This is a genomic window from Clavibacter sp. AC415 (assembly GCF_979252985.1).
In genome coordinates this window covers 31,242-48,060 of the sequence record NZ_CEEDAR010000015.1, presented here as the reverse complement: position 1 = coordinate 48,060, position 16,819 = coordinate 31,242, and the positions used below count along the sequence as shown (strand labels likewise).

Sequence of the window (16,819 nt, the reverse complement as noted above, 5' to 3'; positions counted from 1 at the left end):
GGCGGGGGACTCGGTGCCCCTGCGCGTGCCGGAGGGGTGGCTGCGCATCCACCACGGCGTCGTCGGGACGCTCGAGTTCCGGGTGGCGCAGCAGAAGGACGTCTTCTACTCGGCGGGCGCGATGATCCTCGACGCCGACGACCCCTCGCGCGTCCTCCGGCGCACCAGCGAGCCGCTGCTCTCCCCGGAGACCGCGGACGAGACCGACGGCATCGTCGCCAACGTGGTCTTCCCCACGACCATCGAGCGGATCGACGGCGTCGACTACGTGTTCTACGGGATGGCCGACAGCGCCATCGGGGTGGCCCGCCTGGACCGCACCGCCTGATCCAGCCGGATCACCACGCACGACCCGCACGACCGACCCATGGAGAGCCCGATGACGCGCATCACCATCACCCGGACGGCGGCCGCGCTCGCGGCCGTCGCCCTCGCCGCCGGGGGCCTCGCAGGCCAGCCGGCGCCGCCACGGCGCCCCGCGCGCTCGCGGCCCCCGACGACGGCGTCGCGCTCACGAGCACGGCGCACCTCGACTTCCTGCTCGACGAGGCCACGCCCACCCCCGTCGACGGCCACACGACCTACCGGCTCGCCGAGGAGCCGGCGCTCACCATGCCGTGGACATATGCAGACGCCCGGCCAGGGCGGCGCCTTCGCGCGCGTCGGCGGCGGTCCGCTGGATCCCGTCACGGGCGACTGGGGCCAGGGCGCCTACAACACCGACGACATCTCCCGCGCCGCGGTGGTCTACGTGCGCCACTGGCAGCAGACGGGCGACACCGCGAGCCGGGAGCGTGCCTACGAGCTCCTCCTGCGCCCTCGCCTACTTCCAGACCACCACCGGCGACGACGCCGGCAACGAGATCCTCTGGACGCAGCCCGACGGCGACTTCGACGAGAGCCCCGAGCCGGTCGAGCTCCCCGACCCCTCCGACTCGGGAGACAGCTACTGGCTGGCCCGCACGCTGTGGGCGTTCGGGGAGGGCTACGCGGCCTTCGCGGATGAGGATCCGGCGTTCGCCGCGTTCCTCCAGGCGCCGCCTGCAGCTGGGCGTCGCCGCGGTCGACCGGCAGTCGCTCGCGGACTACCCGCGGTACCGGCGCACCGCGGACGGGAAGCGCGTCCCGCCGCGGCTCATCGCCGACGGCGCCGACGCCACCAGCGAGGCCGTGCGCCGGCCTCTCCGCCTACGTCGAGGCCGCCCCGGACGATGCCGGCGTGCGCGACTCCCTCGGGAAGCTCGCCGAGGGCGTGGCCGCGATGGGCGCGGGCTCCGCGACGGCCTGGCCGTACGGGGCGGTGCTGCCGTGGTCGCTCAGCCGGTCGAACTGGCACGCGTGGGCGTCGCAGATGCCCGCGTCTGCTCGCCCGCGCCTCCGACGCGCTCGGCCGCGCCGACCTCCTGGCTCCGGCCGTCGCCGACACGGCGGGCTTCACGCCCGTGCTCCTCACCTCGAACGGCCCCGACAACGGCTGGATCCCCACGCCCACCGACCGCGTGCAGATCGCCTACGGCGCCGACAGCCGGCTCCAGTCGCTCCTCGCCGTCGCCGACGTCGGCGACCGACCCGGGCTCCTGCACCTCGCGGGCATGACGGCCGCGTGGTTCTTCGGCGCGAACGCGTCCGGCGAGCCCGTCTACGACCCGGCGACGGGCGTGACCTACGACGGCGTCCAGCCGGACGGGACCGTCAACCGCAACAGCGGCGCCGAGAGCACCATCCACGGCCTCCTCGCGATGCTCGCCCTCGACGCCCACCCGGAGGTGCGCGCGCCAGGCGCTCGGCTCCGCGGAGGTCGTCGCCCGCGACGGGCTCCGCATGGTCGAGGCCGAGACCGCCGCGTCGACCACGGCCGCGGGTCGTCGCGCCCGGAGTCGTCGTGGACGGGGGAGGCCTCGATCAGCGGATCCCTGCTCGCGCTCGCCAAGGGCCAGGCAGCCGTGCTCGACATCGGCTCCTCGGACCGGGCGCGCATCGTCGAGCCGGTGACCCTGCGGCACGCTCGGCGAGGCGCCGATCTCGGTGTGGAAGGCCGGGATCCTTCGCCCCCTCGGTGCGCTGACCGGTCGCGCCGCACCCGAGGGCGTGAGCGCCGGGACGGGCACCCTGCTGCCGCAGCAGCTCGCCGCCTCCGCGCCCGCGGGAGCGACGACCGTGCGCGCTGACGGGCTCCGCGGGCGTCACGCGGCTGGACGGCGTCCTCGTCCGGCCGGTGGTGTCGCGGCTGGCGCTGGACGGCACCGCCGGCGCGAGCGAGCTGCTCGTCTCGGGATCCCGGATCCGCGAGACCGCCGTGGTCGGCACGTCCGGCGAGCGCGTGCGCGTCGACGTGTTCGGGCCTCGGACGGCCGGCTCGTCGCGTCGGCCGCGCAGGCCGGCGGCACCACGGCCAACGTGCGGCCCGGCGGCTTCACCGTGGTGACGCGGGGCTGACGAGCGCCGCGGCGGCGTGCGTGCCATCCGCCGCGGCCCGTCCGGCCGCGCCGGCCGTGCGGGTCGACCCGTCCGGCCGGGTCAGTCGCGGCGCGGGCGCCGCACCGTCCCGACCGCGGTGATGCCCGCGGCCGCCAGCGCGATCGCGAGCACGGTCGGGAACGGGCAGCTCCTCGGCGGACAGGCCGAGCGCGGTGCCGGCCGCGGCATCCGCGCCCGGTGCGGGAGCCTCGGCGGCGGACGCGGTGGCCGCAGACGCCGTCGCGCCGAACGCGGGGACCGCCGGCAGGACGGATCCGCCGACGGCGCTCGCGAGGGCGAGCGCGAGGACGATGCGCGAGTGCGGGCGGCGGCGGGAGGGGAGTCGCATCTGATCCTGGCGGCAGGGCGCGGGGGGTACCCGGCGGGGACGGTGGGTCGCGGGCGCGACGCGGCCGACGCTAGGCGGGCGGGATGACTCGGCGGTGTCCGCATGCCGTCCCCGCGTCGAACGGCAGGGGCGTCGCCCTGGCGTCGGCGGCGGGCCGCCCGCCCGTAGGCTGGCAGGACGCGGACGAGGGGAGACCGGATGATCGGGGTGCTGACCGGATTCGCCATCATCGGCTTCATCATCGCCGTGGGCTACGCCGTCGGCCGCTCCGGGATCGCCGGACCGGGCGCCCAGCACTCCCTCAACCGGGTCGCGTTCTTCGTCGCGACGCCCGCGCTGCTCTTCACCGTGCTCGCCGAGGCCGACCTGCACGTCGTCTTCTCCGCGTTCCTGCTGGCGTCGGCGAGCGCGGTCGCGGTCTCGGCGCTGCTGTACCTCGTGATCGCGCGGATCCTGTTCCACCGGCCGGTCGCGGAGACCACCATCGGCGCGGCGTCGGCGAGCTACGTCAACGCCAACAACATCGGCCTGCCCGTCGCGATCTACGTGCTCGGCGACGCCCAGCTCGTCGCGCCCGTGCTGCTCCTGCAGCTGCTGGTGCTGGCGCCGACGACGCTCACGATCCTCGACATCTCCAGCCGCGGATCCGCCTCGGTGGTCGGGATCCTCACCCAGCCGTTGCGGAACCCCATGATCATCGCGTCGATGCTCGGCATCCTCATCGCGATCACCGGGCTCGAGATCCCGGACGCGGTCTACGAGCCGTTCCGCCTCATCGGCGGCGCCGCCATCCCCATCGTGCTGATGGCGTTCGGCATGTCGCTCGTGGGGCGGAAGCCGCTCGCGCCCGGATCCGGGCGCCGCGAGATCGTGGTCGCCTCGGCGATCAAGACGGTCGTCATGCCGCTGGCGGCGTTCCTGCTCGCGCGGTTCGCCTTCCACCTCGACGCGGAGCAGACGTTCGCGGCGACGGTGATCGCGGGCCTGCCGACCGCGCAGAACATCTTCAACTTCGCGTCGCGCTACGACCGCGGCGTGGTGCTCGCCCGCGACACCGTGCTCATCACCACGGTCGCGTCGATCCCGGTGCTGCTGGTGATCGCGGCGCTGCTCGCGCCCGGCACCTGACGCCGGGCCGGCCGGCGCGCGCGCGACCGGAGGCTGCTGCGCGTCCGGGACCGGACGGGAGCCGCGTGGGCTAGCGGCGGCGGGTCGCCGCGGCGCGCTGGGCGGCGCGCTTCTGCGAGCGCTTGGCGAGCTGCGCCTTGCCCTTGGCCATGGCGGCCTTGCCCTGGCGGCTGCGCAGGAAGCGGCGGATGACGGGGACGGCGACGAACAGGAAGCGGATCAGCGGCATGGTGCTCCTCGGGGGATCTGCGCGGACCGGTGGATCCCCGCTCCTCGACCCTGCCAGGTCCGTGCCCGGACGACCGCGCCCGGGCGGATCCGGCGGTGAACGGCCAGGCGGCCGTCGCCTGCCGCGCCGTCGTCCGCCGCGCCGGCGGGGCGCTCAGCCGATGTCACCCCGGCGCCTCGCCGCGCGCTCCACGATCGGGCCGCGGTCGCGCCGAGCATCGGCCATCGCGCGCTCCACCTGCTCCGGGTCGGCGCCGGGCCGGGACGGGTGGCCGGCGTCGAAGGGCGGCTGCGGGTCGTACTCGAGCGTCAGCTGGATCGACCGGGCCTCGGCGTCGCCCGCGAGCTCCGCGGCCAGCACGAGCGCCGCGTCGATGCCGCTCGTCACCCCGCCGCCCGTGATCAGGGTCCCGTCGCGCACGACGCGCTCCGCCACGGGTGTCGCTCCCAGCAGCTCCAGCAGCGGATGCGAGGCCCAGTGGGTCGTCGCACGGCGCCCGCGGAGGAGCCCGGCGGCCCCGAGGACGAACGCCCCCGTGCACACGCCGAGCACGTGGCGCGCCGCGGCCGCCTGCCGCGCGACGAACGCGACGACCTCGGGATCCTCCATCGCCTCGAAGGCGCCGCGTCCGCCCGGCACGAGCAGCACGTCGGCCGGCGGGGCGTCCGCGAGCGTCGTCGTGGGCAGGAGGGAGAACCCGCTGTCCGTCGGCACGGGCTCGATGCGGTGCCAGGCGACGTCCACCACGGCCCCGGGCAGCCGCGAGAGCACCTGCAGCGGACCGGTGAGGTCGAGCTGGGTCACGTGCGGGAAGACGAGGGCGACGATGCGGAGCGCGGCGGTCATGATCCGATGGTGCCGGACGCGCGGCCCGATCCGTCGCGGCCGCGCGCCGACCGCCGCGCCCCGCTGGGTAGGGTGGCGCCGATGATCCGCCTCGAGGAGCACCGCCCGGAATGGGCTGCGGCGTTCCGTGTCGAGGCGGCCCGCGTCCTGCTTGCGGCAGGAGCATCCCTCACCGCCGTCGAGCACATCGGCAGCACGGCCGTGCCGGGACTCCGCGCCAAGCCGGTCCTCGACCTCGCCGCGCGGGCGGCGCCCGGCCTCGACCCGCGGGGCTCGACGCGCCGTTGCGCCTCCTCGGGTACTCGCGGCACCGGACCGGCCCGAGGAACCACGACGTGCACGTCCGGTCGGCGGACGGCGTGCGGACGCACATCCTCCACGTGTTCGCCGCCGACGCCTGGGAGACCTGCCCGCAGCGCCTGTTCCGCGACCGGCTGCTGCGCGATGCCGACGCACGCCGCCGCTACGACGCGCGCAAGGCGGAGCTCGCGGCGACGGCGGCCGACGGTCGCGCCTACACCGCCGGGAAGCAGGCGCTCGTGGAGGAGATCGTGAACGCCGAGCGCGCCGACCGCGGCCTCCGGCCCGTCCGCGTGTGGGACAAGTGAGGTGCGCGGCGACCGGCTGACGGGGACGCGCTGGCGGCAGGCGGGGTTCACCCGCGGCGGCGACGGGCTCCCGACAGGCGGGCATGAGGCCGCGGGGACGGCGGTGGTGGAGAGCTCCGGAAATCGAACCAGACGAGGCGCCCCGATAGGCGCGCTCCCCGAACGGGCATCACCGTAGCGGATCCGGCTGGGCGTCGGCGCCGGGATCGCATGTCCGGGGATCGCCGGCGCCACCGGGGAGGGGGCGTCAGTGGGCGGCGACCCGGACGCGGACGGGGCCGCCCTCGTCCTCGAACAGGAGCGTGGTTCCCACCGGGTACGCGGCTCGCAGCTCCTCGGACGCATCGTCCGCGACCACGACCGCGACGCGCGCGGCGACGGATCCGGCCCCGCACTCCGAGGGGCCGTCGACGGAGCCGTCCGGGGCGGATGCCCCGACGGTGAGGCACGCAGCGTTCGGCTCGGCGGGCGCGGGGACCGTCCAGGCGGCCGGATCGGCGGCGTCGCCGGGGTCCACCGGCACGCGGGCCACCGTCAGCCCGTGGAAGCCCGCGACGGCCGTGCCGGGGATCACCGAGCCGGTGTCGACCGAGAGGTAGGTCGCGTTGTCGGGCTCCGGGAGCAGCTCGAGGTCGAGCACGGCGACCGTGGCGCGGTCGTCGTCGAGGGCCCAGGCCGTGATCCCCGCCGCGAGCACCGCGACCACGACCAGGGAGGCGGCCCAGGGGAGCGCGATGCCCCAGCGGGTGCGGGTGCGACGGCGGGTGCCGGTGCGACGGCGGCGGAGCGGGCGGTGCTCGTCCGACCGGGTCGCCGAGTCGGGTACGGGAGTCGCATCGGGCGCGGGGGACGGGTCGTGCGAGTCGTGCGCGGCGGGCCCGCCGGCTACCGAGCCGGAGGCGGGCGTGCCATCTCCGGGCGATGCCGCCGATCCCGGATCGGGCTCCGCCGTGCGTCCGGGAGCATCGCTCGCGACCTGTCCCTCCAGCTCGCGCAGGCGCTCGAGCGCGGCCGAGTCCACGGTGTCGCGGCCCGGCCCGAACACGCGGCGCCGCAGCTCGGCGATCTCGGCGCGCCGGTCGTCGTCCATGCCGCATGGTGTCACGCCGGGCCGGTCGCCGCGACGCCGCGACGCCGCGACGCCGCGACGCCAGGACGCCAGGACGCCAGGAAGGAGGACGGCCCGCTCCGCTCAGCAGGCGGCGCGGGCGTACCCGTCCTCGCCCGCGGGCACGAGGCCGCGGTCGCGCACGACGCCCCGGGGCGCGGGATCCAGCGACCGGATCCGCGCGCACGCCCCCTCGGTGGTGTCGCGCAGGTCGTCCACGTACTCGACGTCGAGCACGTGCGGCCCGTAGACGTCCGTGAGCGCTGTGCACTCGTCCCAGCGGTCGCACTCCTCGGCGATCGCGAGGTCGAAGCCGGCCTCGTCCCGGCCCCGCGTCCCGAGGTCCGCGGCGTTCTTCTGCGCGACCGCGAGGCCGCGGTCGTGCGCGTGGTCCACGAGGAGGGCGGCGAGGGCGAGCGCGTCGTCGGCGTCGAGGGCGCCCGCGGAGCGCGTCCACGAGTCGAGGTTGTCGAGCTCCACCGCCCGGTAGCCGGCGTCGGCGCACCGGTCGATCGTCGTCGCCTGCCGGGCCGCGACGGCGGCGCGCTTCGCGGGGGTCGAGGCGTCGAGGAGGTGCTCGTCGGGCCAGCCGGGATCGACGAGCGGCCCCTCGTCGCCCTGCACCAGCAGGTCGTCGGGCCAGGTGGCGCCCGGCTGGGTCTGGAAGGCGTTGACGTAGCAGATGCCGTACGCGCCGCCGGCCGGCTCGTCAGAGCTGTCCCGGACCACGATCCCCGCGCCCTCGGGGACGGGGGAGGAGCCGCCGAGCTGGTAGTCGAACCCGGCGTCGACGGGGGCAGGGCGGCGCCGGCCGGCAGGGCCACGTCGGCGGCCGTGCCCGCGGACGAGCAGCCCGCCAGGGCGACGGCCACGGCCGCAGCCGTCAGGAGGGCGCTCGGACGGCGGTGCATGATGCGACCCTAGGCGCCGGCGCCGGACCGCCCCACCACGCGGAAGCGCTCCAGCACCACCTCGGTGCCGTCGTCGAGCGCGAACCCGTCGGGCAGCTCGGCCACGACCTCGGCCGAGGTCCAGAACGCCTCGTGCCCGGCGCGCCACTCGGCCACGGTCGTGAAGCCCTCGCCCTCGTCGACGGCGTGGGCGAGCGGCACGTCGGCGAGTCGCGCGATCGCCACGTCCGTCGTCTCGACCACGAGCACGGGGCGTCCGTAGGAGTCGATCACCGTGCCGCGGGATCCGACGACGGGGAGCTCCTCCTCGTCGGCCGCGTACTGGACCAGCAGGGAGCTCGTCGAGGTCTTCGCGCCCGACGCGATCGCTGCCACGAGCCGGTCGCGCAGCGGCCCCGGGAAGGCGTACTCGACGAGCGGGAGCGCGGGGTCGGGCGTCGTCGTCATGGTCCGATCGTAGGAGCGCCACGACCCGCGGGTCGGGGGCGCCGTGCCAGAAGGCGGACCACGAGCGCCGCGATCCCCGCCAGCAGCGCCACCTGGAGCGGCGCGAGCGGCGCTGCGCCCACCGGGCCGCTCGTCGCCCACTCGCCCGCGAGATCGCGGGCGAGGTCCACGGCACCCAGGGCCGCCCCGGTGAGCGGGTCCTGCGCGTAGGAGGCGACGGTCCGCGAGACCGGCTCCTCGGCGCCGGGACGCACGTCGACGACGTCGATGCGGGAGTAGTCGTCCTCATCGTCCTGGGTCGAGTGCACGAGGACGTGCTCGTCGTCGCCCCAGCCGACGACGGACGAGTAGGAGCCGTCGAGCGCGACCTCGCGCGCGCCGACCGCGGCGTCGGACACGGAGACGACCTGCAGCGCGCGCTCCTGCCCGACCACGGCGATCGACGTGCCCGACGGCGACCAGGCGTCGTCCCCGAGCCGGCTGGCCAGCCGCTCCCGCTCGTGGCGGATGCGGCCGTCCTCGGCGTCGAGGACCACCATGGCGTCCTCGGTGTCGACCGCGACGAGCGACCCGTCGGGCGAGATGGCGGCGGAGACGGCAGGCCCGGGAAGCTCGTACGGGGTGAGGCGGGACGTCGCGAGGTCGAGGAGGGCGAGCTCCCCGCGCAGCTCGAGTGCGGGATCCGCGTACCGGCTGAGCTCCTCGCCGCTCGTCAGCAGCAGCACCCGCCGTCCGGACGCGTCGATGCTGAGGGGGACGGCGCTGCGCCCGTCGCCCACCGCCACGCTCCGGGTGTCGAGGCCGCCCAGGTCGACGACGTCGACGCTGCCGTCCCTGCCCTGCCCGCCGACGACGACGAACGTGCCGTCCGCCGAGAGGAGCGACTGCGCGGGATCGCCCTGGTCCGCGGGGATGCCGCGGTCTTCGGCCGCGGCGAGGCGGCGGTAGGTCGTCCCGTCGGCGCCCAGCACGACCGACTGCGGGATGTCGCCGAGCTCGACGCCGAAGCCGTTCTGGTAGAGCATCGTCGCGGCCTCGATCTGCGCCGGCGCGAGATGCGGCGTCCACCACGAGTACGACGCGATCCGCTCGGGGAACCCGACCGCACCGGCCGGCGCCGCGGGCGCCTCGGTCAGCGGGGCGAGCAGGGCGGCGGTCGCGAGCGCGGTCACCAGCGGGAGCGCGACGCCGCCGACCAGGTCCCTCCGAGGGCCGGGAGCGGGGCGTCTGCCGGCGGGGATGCCTGCCATGCCCCGAGGCTACGGCCGGGTCCGCCGATGCCACCGGCCGTTCACCCGATGGCCACGGACGCGTGGATCCCGGCGTCGTGATGCACGCGGGGGCCGCGAACCGGGGCGATCCCGGCGCCGTCACGGATGCATCGGACACGCGACGGCCACGCCGAGGGGCGCCTCCGGATCCTCGGCGCCCGACTGCCGCGCGGGCCGCGACCCGTCAACCCCCTCCCGGGGCCCCCGGACGCCCGCGGCCGTCCGGGCCAGGGTGGAAGGCGACCCCCGATCCCCTCCAGGAAGGCGCGACCATGAGCGAGATCCGCAACGGCGGCAACCAGTACGAGATCCAGGACCCGATCACGCAGTACCCCTCCCCGCCGTTCCCCCAGCAGGAGCAGACCGGCGCGGGCGACGAGCAGCGCTTCGAGCCGACGCCCGACCACGGCCAGGACAGCTACGTCGGCTTCGGCCGGCTGGCGGGCCGCAAGGTGCTCATCACGGGCGCCGACTCCGGCATCGGCAAGGCCGTCGCGATCGCGTTCGCGCGCGAGGGCGCCGACATCGCCCTGAACTTCCTCGACGAGGAGCTCGAGGACGCGCGCGACACCGCGTCCACGATCGAGGCGGACGGCCGGAAGGCCGTGCTCGTGCCCGGCGACATCTCCGACGAGACCACCTGCCAGGACCTCGTCCAGGCTGCGGTCGAGGGCCTCGGCGGCCTCGACTGCCTCGTGATGGTGGCCGGCTACCAGCGCAACGAGGACGACATCCTCGACCTCGAGACCGCGCAGCTCGACCGCACGCTGAAGACCAACGTCTACTCGCTGTTCTGGCTGAGCAAGGCCGTGCTGCCGCACCTGCCGAAGGGCGGGAGCATCATCACGACCAGCTCGTCGCAGGCCTACCAGCCGAGTGCGGACAAGATCGACTACGCGGTCTCCAAGGGTGCGATCCGCAACTTCACGCAGGGGCTCGCGCAGCAGCTCGCGCCGAAGGGGATCCGCGTCAACTCCGTCGCGCCCGGCCCGTTCTGGACCGTGCTGCAGCCCGTCGGCCAGTCCGCGGAGGACGTCGAGGAGTTCGGGTCCCAGTCGGTCTACGGACGCCCCGGCCAGCCGGCGGAGATCGCGGCGACGTACGTGTTCCTCGCCAGCCAGGAGTCGAGCTTCACGAGCGGCGAGACCATCGCGGTCACGGGCGGCACGCCCGTCCACTGAGCGGTCGCGCCGGTCGCGGTCGCGGCGTCTGCGGACGCGTCGGCCGCGGTCGCGCCGGCCGGCGCGGGCGGGTGCGTCAGAACAGGCGCGCCGCGCCCGCGTCGGCGTCCGGGTGCGGGTCCTCGAGCGGACGCTCGGTGCGGAGCACGGCCGGGCCGACCGTGAGGATCCCGTCGCCGAGCGGCTCGCAGCGCACCCCGCCGCGTCCGCGGAGCGCGCGGAACGCCCCGGGCGCGAGCATCACGTCCATCCACGCGCACGGGTTCGCCGGCCGGTGTCCCTGGAACTCCACCGGCCCGTCGCCCGAGTCGAGGCTGAAGCGCATGCCCCGCAGCCGGTCGGCGTCCACCCCGCGGAGGAGGACGTTGCGGCGGGTGTCGACGGGATCCAGGCCCGCCTCGACGCCGAGCTCGCGGGCGACGCGCTCCACCGACTCGACCGCCATCACGGTGACGGCCGCCGTGCGGTGCGCCCGCTGCCCGAAGTAGCGGTCGCCGACGATGCCGAGCCCGGCGCGGATCCGCACGGACCGGCGCGAGGGCGGCTCGCCCGGCTCGTCCCGGGGCCCATCGGCCGGGCGCCCCTCGAGGCGGTGCACGGGGGACACGACGAGGTGCGCGATCTCCACGCGGTGCTCGTGCGGGAGGGCGCTCATCAGGGAATCGTACGCGGATGCCCCATATCACGGGGTACGCCCGCCGCGGGCGGATCGTCCACGCGCGGTTAGTATCGACGAGCGGCACGGGGACGACCGCATCAGGGGGTCACGTGGGCGAGCAGGCTCCCACCGTCGTGCGGCGCGGCCCGTTGGCGCGCGCACAGGCGGCGCTGCGCAGCATGACGTTCTCGAAGCCGCTGCACGCGCAGCTGCCCTTCATCCTCAGCCTCGTCGTGGTCGGCGTCGTCGCGGGCGCGGGCGACCTCGCCGCCGTCGCGGCCCCCGGCTTCGTGGCCGGCACGATCGTCGCCGCGCTCGTGACCATCGTCGCGGCCGTCCTGCCCTGGGACAGGATCGGGTCCGAGTGGGTGGCCGTCCTGCCCATGCTCGACTTCGCGGCCCTCGCGCTCTGCAACGCCGCGATCGGCGGCGAGGTCCCCTCGACGGCGTTCCTCATCGTCTTCCCCGTCATCTGGCTCGCCTACGCGTTCGCGCTGCACGTGCTGTGGCTGGGCGCCTTCGGCACGGCCGCGGTGCTCGCGCTGCCGATCATCCGCTCGGGCGAGCTCCCGGAGGGCACGACCGGCTGGTCGCACATCGTGGTGCTGCCCGTCGTGATGCTCCTCGTCGCCGTGGCCGTGAACCTCCTCGCCCAGCAGCTGTTCCGCCAGCACGCCCGCCTGGAGGAGATGCAGGCGGCGCTCACGGGCACGCTCGTCGACCTGCGGGAGCGCAACTCGGTCATCGACGGGGTGCTCGAGGTGATCGACGACACCGTGGTCGTCCTCGACGCGGAGGGCCGCATCACGCAGCGCAATCGCGCGGCCCGCGAGCTCATGGCGCTGGCCGTCCCGATCGACCGGGAGGACCCGAGCCTCGGCCGGTTCGTCTACGAGGAGGACCGCACCACGGTCGTCCCGCCCGAGCGGCAGCTCGTGGCCCGGGCCCGGGCCCGCGCCGGCGAGGTCGTCGCCCGCGAGGTCTACTGGATCGGCGACGGCGGGGCCCAGAAGGCCGTGCTCGCCTCCCTCTCCCCGCTCGTCGGACCCCGACGGCCGCCCCTTCGGCGCCGTCATGGTCAGCACGGACGTGACGGCGCTCGCGCTCGCGGTCTCCGAGCGGGAGGACTTCGTCGCGAGCGTCTCGCACGAGCTGAAGACGCCGCTCACGTCGATCCTCGGGTACGTGGAGCTCATCGCCGACGACCTCGTCGAGGACGACGTCGACGACCGCATCACCGCCGCCCGCCTCGCGATCGTGGAGCGGAACGCCCAGCGCCTCCTCGGCCTCATCGGCGACCTGCTCACGGCGGCGCAGCACCGCCTCGCGGTCAACCGCAACCTCGTCGACGTGGGCGAGATCGTCGAGAACGCCCTCGACGTCATCCGACCGCACGCGCAGGCGAACGGCGTCGCGCTGGTCGAGCCGGACTACCAGGAGCTCGTCGCGGAGGTGGACGCGGTGCGGATCGGCCAGGTCCTCGACAACCTCCTCAGCAACGCGGTGAAGTACACGCCCGAGGGCGGCACCGTCAGCACCGAGATCGAGGTGGACGGGGAGCACCTCCGGCTCTGCGTCTCCGACGACGGCGTCGGCATGTCCGCGGAGGACACGGCGCAGCTCTTCACGCGCTTCTTCCGCACCAGCTCGGCCCGCGCGAGCACCGTCGCGGGCGTCGGGCTCGGGCTCAGCATCACCCGCTCGATCGTGGACGCGCACGACGGCACCATCGAGGTGGAGAGCGCCGTCGGCGTCGGCACCACGATGCGCGTGCGGCTGCCGCTGCGCGTCGTCCCGGACGCCCCGGAGCCCCCGGACGCACCGGCTCCGCGCTTCGGCTGACCCCTGCCGTCCGCGCCGGCTGCGCCGTCCGACCAGCCCCGCCCCTGCCGTCCGGGCCGTCCGCACGGTCCCGGTCCCACCGGTCCGCGCCGCCGCGCGACCACGCCGCGGAGGTCTTGAGCCGATCTTGCGAGCACCTTGATCGGATCCGGCATCCGGCGCTGGCAGGCTCACTCCGTGACGGGGAGATCCCCGTCCGACACGAGCGATCGAAGGACCGGATGACCCCCCACGACCACCCCGCGAGCGGCACCCGAGCCGCGCGCACCGGGTGCCGGTACCGGGTCCACGGATGCGCGGCCGGTACCCGACGGCAGCCTCCCCCGGTCCTTCCGATCGTCTCGTCGGCGGCCGGGCATGAACGCCCAGGCCGCGCGCGCCCCGCAGATCCCCCCGCTCCTCGACGTCCGCGTCCTGGAGCAGCTGCTGGTCGAGCTGTCGGACGAGCCCGCCCCGTCCGCCTGTCCGTCGTCCCCGCGACGGACGCCCCCGCTCCGCCCCCCGGTGTTCCCGCACCGGAGGGCGCGACCCCCGCCGCGCGGCCACCCCGAGCCGCGCCGCGGGACCCCGTCGTCCGGATCCCCCCGTCCGGACGACCGCCTCGCGACCCCTGGTGCCCCCGCACCCGGTCGTGGGCAGGCGCCGGCCGGATCCCCCCGTCCGGTCGGCGCCCCGCCCGCTCCCCGCGCCGAGGCCGGCCGCCCGGCGGCGCTCACCGACGGGCAGCACGCCTGCGTCGACTTCCTCCGCCTCTTCGTCGACCTCTGGCCGAGCCGGTGGGAGCGGCTCGACGGCGCGGTGCGCTCCGGCGACCGCCAGGCCGCGCTCGACGCGTGCCTGAGCGTGAAGAGCTCCGCCGCGATGGTGGGCGCCCTCCGCCTCAGCGGGCTGGCCGGGCTTCTCGAGCGCGCCATCCGCGCGGCCGACCAGGCCGGATCCCGAGCTCTCCTCGCCGAGCTCGCCGAGGTGGGCGAGCGCAGCATGGACGCGATGCGCTCCTGGCTGCGTGCGGAGGCGGGGCACCCGCCCGACTAGGCCCGTGCGCGCGACCGACCCGACGGGCGACGCGCACGCCCGCCCGGCCCCCACGACAGGCCGGACGGATAACGGGAGCGGGATCCCACCGAAGGGACCCCGATCCACGGCGCAGCTGCCGCGGGACCGCCCGGCCCCGCGGCAGCCCGCGCTCCGTGTCGCGCGCTAGTCGCGCGCCGGCGCGAGCCGGTAGCCCACGCCGCGGACCGTCTGGATCCACCGCGCCTGGCGCGGGTCGTCGTGCAGCTTCCGCCGCAGGTTGCCGAGGTGCACCTCGACGGCGCGCTCCTCGGGCTCGGTGGAGGAGGCGACGGCGTACGAGCCGCTGCGTATGTCGCGCACGAGGTCGCCCTTGGTGCGCACGCGTCCGCCGCTCGCGAGGATCGACGCCAGCAGGTCGAACTCGGTGCGCGTGAGGTCCACGGGCTCGCCGTCGACCGTGACCTGCCGGGTGCCCTCGTCGAGCTCCAGGCCGTTGTGGCGGAGGACGTCGGCGTCGTCCTCGGCGCGGTCTCCGTGGGCAGGGCGGGCGACACCATGGTCGTGGTGGCGAAGGCGGCGGGCTGCACGGCCTCCTCCGCCTCGGGTGCGGGGGCGCTCTCGCGCGGGCGTCGGACGCCGGTGCCGGTGCCGAAGCCGGCACCGCGGTGCCGCCGGCGGGAGCGGCTGCCGGGGCCTCGCCGCCGCCGCGCGGCCGCCGCATCATGGCGGAGATGCGCGCGCGGAGCTCGCGCGGGCGGAAGGGCTTCACGATGTAGTCGTCGGCGCCGGCCTCGAGGCCGAGCAGGGTGTCGACCTCCTCGCCCTGCGCGGTGAGCATCACGATGTAGGCGTCGCTCACCAGCCGGATGCGGCGCGCGGCCTCGAAGCCGTCGAAGTCCGGCAGGCCCACGTCGAGCGTGATGACGTCGGGCGCGACCTCCTCCGCGAGCCGCACGCCCTCCGTCGCGGTGCCCGCGGAGTGCACGGCGAAGCCGCCCTGGCGCAGGACGACCTCGAGGAGCTGGCGGATGTCGCCGTCGTCCTCGATGACCAGAGCCACACGTCCGCTGTCCACAACCGCCCCCTCGCATGCCGCACGCGCGGCCGTCCCCCGGATCCGCGACAGGCGCGCCGGAGATCCCACGCTAGCGGAACCACGGGGTCGTGCCGCCGCGCCGGACGGGGGCGGGGCGGACGCCCGGGTTCAGGTCAGGGGGGAGGAGCCGGGCACGGCGACGAGCACGAGCACGGCGCCGAGGACGTACGCCGCCAGCGACGCGCCCACGCCGATGACGAGCACCAGCCAGGGCCGGGTGCGCCCGCGCAGCAGCCCGACGAGGGCCACGATCAGGGCGATGCCCGTCGGCGTCAGCGGTCCCGCGACGGAGAGGGCGTAGCCCACGGTGAAGAGCGAGTCGTCGCAGACGTAGGCGTCCACGTCGCAGGCGTCGGTGACGAAGATCAGCCCGAGGCCGAGCGCGGCGATCGACCCGCCGACGACCGCGGCGACGAGCATCCCGACGAGCGTGGTGACGAGGACGCGGCGGTCGAGCCGTCGGACCCATCGGGGCACCCAGTCGGGCCCGGCGGGGTCCTCCGCGCGGTCGGCGCGGTCGGCGAGATCCCGGGCGCGGTCGTCGCGGTCGGCCCGATCCGCGCGGCGGCCGGCGTCGTCGTGGCCGTCGACCCCGTCGCCGACTCGGTCGCGCGCGCGACGCCGGGGGAGGGACGGAGGGCGACCCGGGGGAGCTCCGGCAGGCGCCGCGTGCGGGACGCGGGGGCGGCGGAGCGGCGTCCCCGGGCGGCACGGCGGCCGCGCTGCGGGGTCGCGTCGTCGTCGGGGGTCACGGCTCGAGACTACGGGGCGCGTCCCGTGAGGCCGGACATCGGCCGCGGGATCAGAAGATCATGGGCCGGTCGTCGTCGAGCTCGGTCTCCACGTCGAGGTCCACGGCCACGGGAACGTGGTCGCTCGGGCCGTCGCCCTTGCGCTCGTCGCGGTGGATCCGCGGCGCGCTCACGAGCTCCTGGAACCGGTCGGACCCGAGGATGAAGTCGATCCGCATGCCCTCGTCCCGCGGGAACCGCAGCTGCTGGTAGTCCCAGTAGGTGTACCCCTCGGGGATGGAGGGACGCACGACGTCGGCGAGTCCGGCCTCGAGGAATGCGGCGAACGCGTCGCGCTCCGGCTGCGAGGTGTGCGTCTTCCCCTCGAACAGCCGCGGGTCCCAGACGTCGGTGTCGAGCGGCGCCACGTTCCAGTCGCCCATGAGCGCGAGCGGGGTGTCGGGATCCGCCGCGAGCCAGGCGCGCGTGTCGGCGGCGAGCGCGGCGAGCCACTCCAGCTTGTACGAGTAGTGCGGGTCGTCCAGGGAGCGGCCGTTCGGCACGTAGAGGCTCCAGAGCCGCACGCCCTCGACGGTCGCGCCCATGGCACGGGCCTCGAGCGGCGGGAGGCCGGACGCGTCGGGCTTGCCGAAGCGCGGCATGCCCTCGAACGTCGTGGTCACGTCCTCCAGAGGCAGGCGGCTCGCGATCGCGACGCCGTTCCACTGGCTCAGCCCGTGGACGGCGACCTCGTAGCCGGCCTCCTCGAACGCCGCCGTCGGGAACTGCTCCGGCTTGCACTTGATCTCCTGCATGGCCAGCACGTCGACGTCCTCGCGGCCGAGCCAGTCGACGACGCGGCCCACGCGGGTGCGGATGGAGTTGACGTTCCAGGTGGCGACGCGCATGCGTCCACGGTACCGGGAGCCGGCGGCGGAGC

General features: G+C 75.7%; 19 protein-coding genes and 2 pseudogenes. 9 read left to right on the top strand and 12 right to left on the bottom strand.

The annotated features are described in order from the left end of the window. Window positions 1–13: 13 nt before the first annotated feature. The 3 genes from ACZ411_RS06495 to ACZ411_RS06485 all read left to right on the top strand — a co-directional run bounded on the left by ACZ411_RS06495 (window position 14) and on the right by ACZ411_RS06485 (window position 2,425). Window positions 14–328: a glycoside hydrolase family 130 protein gene (locus ACZ411_RS06495; protein WP_464169377.1), complete on the top strand. Its 315-nt coding sequence runs from the start codon at window positions 14–16 to the stop codon at window positions 326–328. A 466-nt stretch (window positions 329–794) separates the two neighbouring features. Beyond that, on the top strand, window positions 795–2,168 hold the full coding sequence (locus tag ACZ411_RS06490) for a hypothetical protein (protein WP_464169375.1): 1,374 nt from the start codon (window positions 795–797) through the stop codon (window positions 2,166–2,168). Between the two features lie 47 nt (window positions 2,169–2,215). Continuing rightward, window positions 2,216–2,425 (top strand): hypothetical protein, encoded by a 210-nt coding sequence (locus ACZ411_RS06485; RefSeq protein WP_464169373.1) that lies wholly within the window; start codon window positions 2,216–2,218, stop codon window positions 2,423–2,425. On the opposite strand, the gene ACZ411_RS06480 is transcribed toward ACZ411_RS06485, so the two are convergent. After that, window positions 2,414–2,806, bottom strand: a complete 393-nt coding sequence (locus tag ACZ411_RS06480) for a hypothetical protein (protein ID WP_464169371.1) — start codon at window positions 2,804–2,806, stop codon at window positions 2,414–2,416. The two genes, ACZ411_RS06485 and ACZ411_RS06480, sit on opposite strands and share 12 nt — an antisense overlap. 198 nt (window positions 2,807–3,004) lie before the next feature. Here ACZ411_RS06480 and ACZ411_RS06475 point away from each other — a divergent pair, with 198 nt between their 5' ends. Then, window positions 3,005–3,934, top strand: a complete 930-nt coding sequence (locus ACZ411_RS06475) for an AEC family transporter (protein WP_094114950.1) — start codon at window positions 3,005–3,007, stop codon at window positions 3,932–3,934. Window positions 3,935–4,004: 70 nt separating this feature from the next. Here ACZ411_RS06475 and ACZ411_RS06470 read toward each other — a convergent pair whose 3' ends face one another. Together ACZ411_RS06470 and ACZ411_RS06465 are read right to left on the bottom strand one after the other, a co-directional pair. Beyond that, window positions 4,005–4,163, bottom strand: coding sequence for a hypothetical protein (locus ACZ411_RS06470; protein WP_172407153.1), 159 nt, complete (start codon window positions 4,161–4,163; stop codon window positions 4,005–4,007). Window positions 4,164–4,316: 153 nt separating this feature from the next. After that, complete coding sequence (locus ACZ411_RS06465) at window positions 4,317–5,009, bottom strand: DJ-1/PfpI family protein (protein WP_464169367.1); 693 nt, start codon at window positions 5,007–5,009, stop codon at window positions 4,317–4,319. A 6-nt stretch (window positions 5,010–5,015) separates the two neighbouring features. On the opposite strand from ACZ411_RS06465, the pseudogene ACZ411_RS06460 reads away from it, so the two are divergent. Both ACZ411_RS06460 and ACZ411_RS06455 read left to right on the top strand, forming a co-directional pair. Further along, window positions 5,016–5,243 (top strand): annotated as a pseudogene (locus tag ACZ411_RS06460) (GrpB family protein); the annotation flags it as partial. Window positions 5,244–5,293: 50 nt separating this feature from the next. Further along, a complete protein-coding gene (locus tag ACZ411_RS06455; protein WP_464169365.1) occupies window positions 5,294–5,617 on the top strand; it encodes a GrpB family protein in 324 nt (107 codons plus the stop codon). Between the two features lie 247 nt (window positions 5,618–5,864). On the opposite strand, the gene ACZ411_RS06450 is transcribed toward ACZ411_RS06455, so the two are convergent. From ACZ411_RS06450 to ACZ411_RS06435, 4 genes are all read right to left on the bottom strand, one after another. Then, window positions 5,865–6,707, bottom strand: a complete 843-nt coding sequence (locus ACZ411_RS06450) for a hypothetical protein (protein ID WP_464169363.1) — start codon at window positions 6,705–6,707, stop codon at window positions 5,865–5,867. 102 nt (window positions 6,708–6,809) lie between these two features. After that, window positions 6,810–7,454: an endo alpha-1,4 polygalactosaminidase gene (locus ACZ411_RS06445; protein ID WP_464169361.1), complete on the bottom strand. Its 645-nt coding sequence runs from the start codon at window positions 7,452–7,454 to the stop codon at window positions 6,810–6,812. A gap of 191 nt (window positions 7,455–7,645) precedes the next feature. Then, window positions 7,646–8,083, bottom strand: coding sequence for an ASCH domain-containing protein (locus tag ACZ411_RS06440; protein WP_464169359.1), 438 nt, complete (start codon window positions 8,081–8,083; stop codon window positions 7,646–7,648). After that, complete coding sequence (locus tag ACZ411_RS06435) at window positions 8,080–9,333, bottom strand: WD40 repeat domain-containing protein (protein ID WP_464169357.1); 1,254 nt, start codon at window positions 9,331–9,333, stop codon at window positions 8,080–8,082. The genes ACZ411_RS06440 and ACZ411_RS06435 overlap by 4 nt, the downstream gene beginning before the upstream one ends. A gap of 293 nt (window positions 9,334–9,626) precedes the next feature. Between ACZ411_RS06435 and ACZ411_RS06430 the strand changes: the two genes are divergently transcribed. Further along, window positions 9,627–10,535, top strand: coding sequence for an SDR family oxidoreductase (locus ACZ411_RS06430; RefSeq protein WP_094114956.1), 909 nt, complete (start codon window positions 9,627–9,629; stop codon window positions 10,533–10,535). Between the two features lie 76 nt (window positions 10,536–10,611). On the opposite strand, the gene ACZ411_RS06425 is transcribed toward ACZ411_RS06430, so the two are convergent. Then, complete coding sequence (locus tag ACZ411_RS06425; protein ID WP_464169354.1) at window positions 10,612–11,190, bottom strand: MOSC domain-containing protein; 579 nt, start codon at window positions 11,188–11,190, stop codon at window positions 10,612–10,614. 101 nt (window positions 11,191–11,291) lie between these two features. Continuing rightward, window positions 11,292–12,269 carry a hypothetical protein gene (locus ACZ411_RS06420; protein WP_464169352.1) on the bottom strand — a complete coding sequence of 326 codons (978 nt, stop codon included), beginning with the start codon at window positions 12,267–12,269 and terminating at the stop codon, window positions 11,292–11,294. Here ACZ411_RS06420 and ACZ411_RS06415 point away from each other — a divergent pair. Together ACZ411_RS06415 and ACZ411_RS06410 are read left to right on the top strand one after the other, a co-directional pair. Then, window positions 12,268–13,035: a sensor histidine kinase gene (locus ACZ411_RS06415; protein WP_464169350.1), complete on the top strand. Its 768-nt coding sequence runs from the start codon at window positions 12,268–12,270 to the stop codon at window positions 13,033–13,035. The genes ACZ411_RS06420 and ACZ411_RS06415 overlap by 2 nt on opposite strands. Before the next feature lie 357 nt (window positions 13,036–13,392). Next, the gene (locus tag ACZ411_RS06410; RefSeq protein WP_464169348.1) at window positions 13,393–14,070 is read left to right on the top strand and encodes an Hpt domain-containing protein; all 678 of its coding nucleotides are present in this window, start codon (window positions 13,393–13,395) and stop codon (window positions 14,068–14,070) included. Window positions 14,071–14,235: 165 nt separating this feature from the next. Here the strand turns inward: ACZ411_RS06410 and ACZ411_RS06405 are convergent. The 3 genes and pseudogenes from ACZ411_RS06405 to ACZ411_RS06395 all read right to left on the bottom strand — a co-directional run bounded on the left by ACZ411_RS06405 (window position 14,236) and on the right by ACZ411_RS06395 (window position 16,787). Further along, window positions 14,236–15,127, bottom strand: a pseudogene (locus ACZ411_RS06405) (response regulator transcription factor). A gap of 129 nt (window positions 15,128–15,256) precedes the next feature. Further along, window positions 15,257–15,625 (bottom strand): hypothetical protein, encoded by a 369-nt coding sequence (locus tag ACZ411_RS06400; protein WP_464169346.1) that lies wholly within the window; start codon window positions 15,623–15,625, stop codon window positions 15,257–15,259. Between the two features lie 325 nt (window positions 15,626–15,950). Next, window positions 15,951–16,787, bottom strand: coding sequence for an exodeoxyribonuclease III (locus ACZ411_RS06395; RefSeq protein WP_104289654.1), 837 nt, complete (start codon window positions 16,785–16,787; stop codon window positions 15,951–15,953). Window positions 16,788–16,819: the final 32 nt, after the last annotated feature.

Excerpts from the sequence above, each read along its gene's own strand:
- ACZ411_RS06420 (WP_464169352.1), bottom strand. The coding sequence starts at position 12,269 with ATGACGGCGCCGAAGGGGCGGCCGTCGGGGTCCGACGAGCGGGGAGAG.
- ACZ411_RS06470 (WP_172407153.1), bottom strand. The coding sequence starts at position 4,163 with ATGCCGCTGATCCGCTTCCTGTTCGTCGCCGTCCCCGTCATCCGCCGC.
- ACZ411_RS06435 (WP_464169357.1), bottom strand. The coding sequence starts at position 9,333 with ATGGCAGGCATCCCCGCCGGCAGACGCCCCGCTCCCGGCCCTCGGAGG.
- ACZ411_RS06465 (WP_464169367.1), bottom strand. The coding sequence starts at position 5,009 with ATGACCGCCGCGCTCCGCATCGTCGCCCTCGTCTTCCCGCACGTGACC.
- ACZ411_RS06440 (WP_464169359.1), bottom strand. The coding sequence starts at position 8,083 with ATGACGACGACGCCCGACCCCGCGCTCCCGCTCGTCGAGTACGCCTTC.
- ACZ411_RS06395 (WP_104289654.1), bottom strand. The coding sequence starts at position 16,787 with ATGCGCGTCGCCACCTGGAACGTCAACTCCATCCGCACCCGCGTGGGC.
- ACZ411_RS06480 (WP_464169371.1), bottom strand. The coding sequence starts at position 2,806 with ATGCGACTCCCCTCCCGCCGCCGCCCGCACTCGCGCATCGTCCTCGCG.
- ACZ411_RS06415 (WP_464169350.1), top strand. The coding sequence starts at position 12,268 with ATGGTCAGCACGGACGTGACGGCGCTCGCGCTCGCGGTCTCCGAGCGG.
- ACZ411_RS06430 (WP_094114956.1), top strand. The coding sequence starts at position 9,627 with ATGAGCGAGATCCGCAACGGCGGCAACCAGTACGAGATCCAGGACCCG.
- ACZ411_RS06425 (WP_464169354.1), bottom strand. The coding sequence starts at position 11,190 with ATGAGCGCCCTCCCGCACGAGCACCGCGTGGAGATCGCGCACCTCGTC.
- ACZ411_RS06475 (WP_094114950.1), top strand. The coding sequence starts at position 3,005 with ATGATCGGGGTGCTGACCGGATTCGCCATCATCGGCTTCATCATCGCC.
- ACZ411_RS06410 (WP_464169348.1), top strand. The coding sequence starts at position 13,393 with ATGAACGCCCAGGCCGCGCGCGCCCCGCAGATCCCCCCGCTCCTCGAC.
- ACZ411_RS06450 (WP_464169363.1), bottom strand. The coding sequence starts at position 6,707 with ATGGACGACGACCGGCGCGCCGAGATCGCCGAGCTGCGGCGCCGCGTG.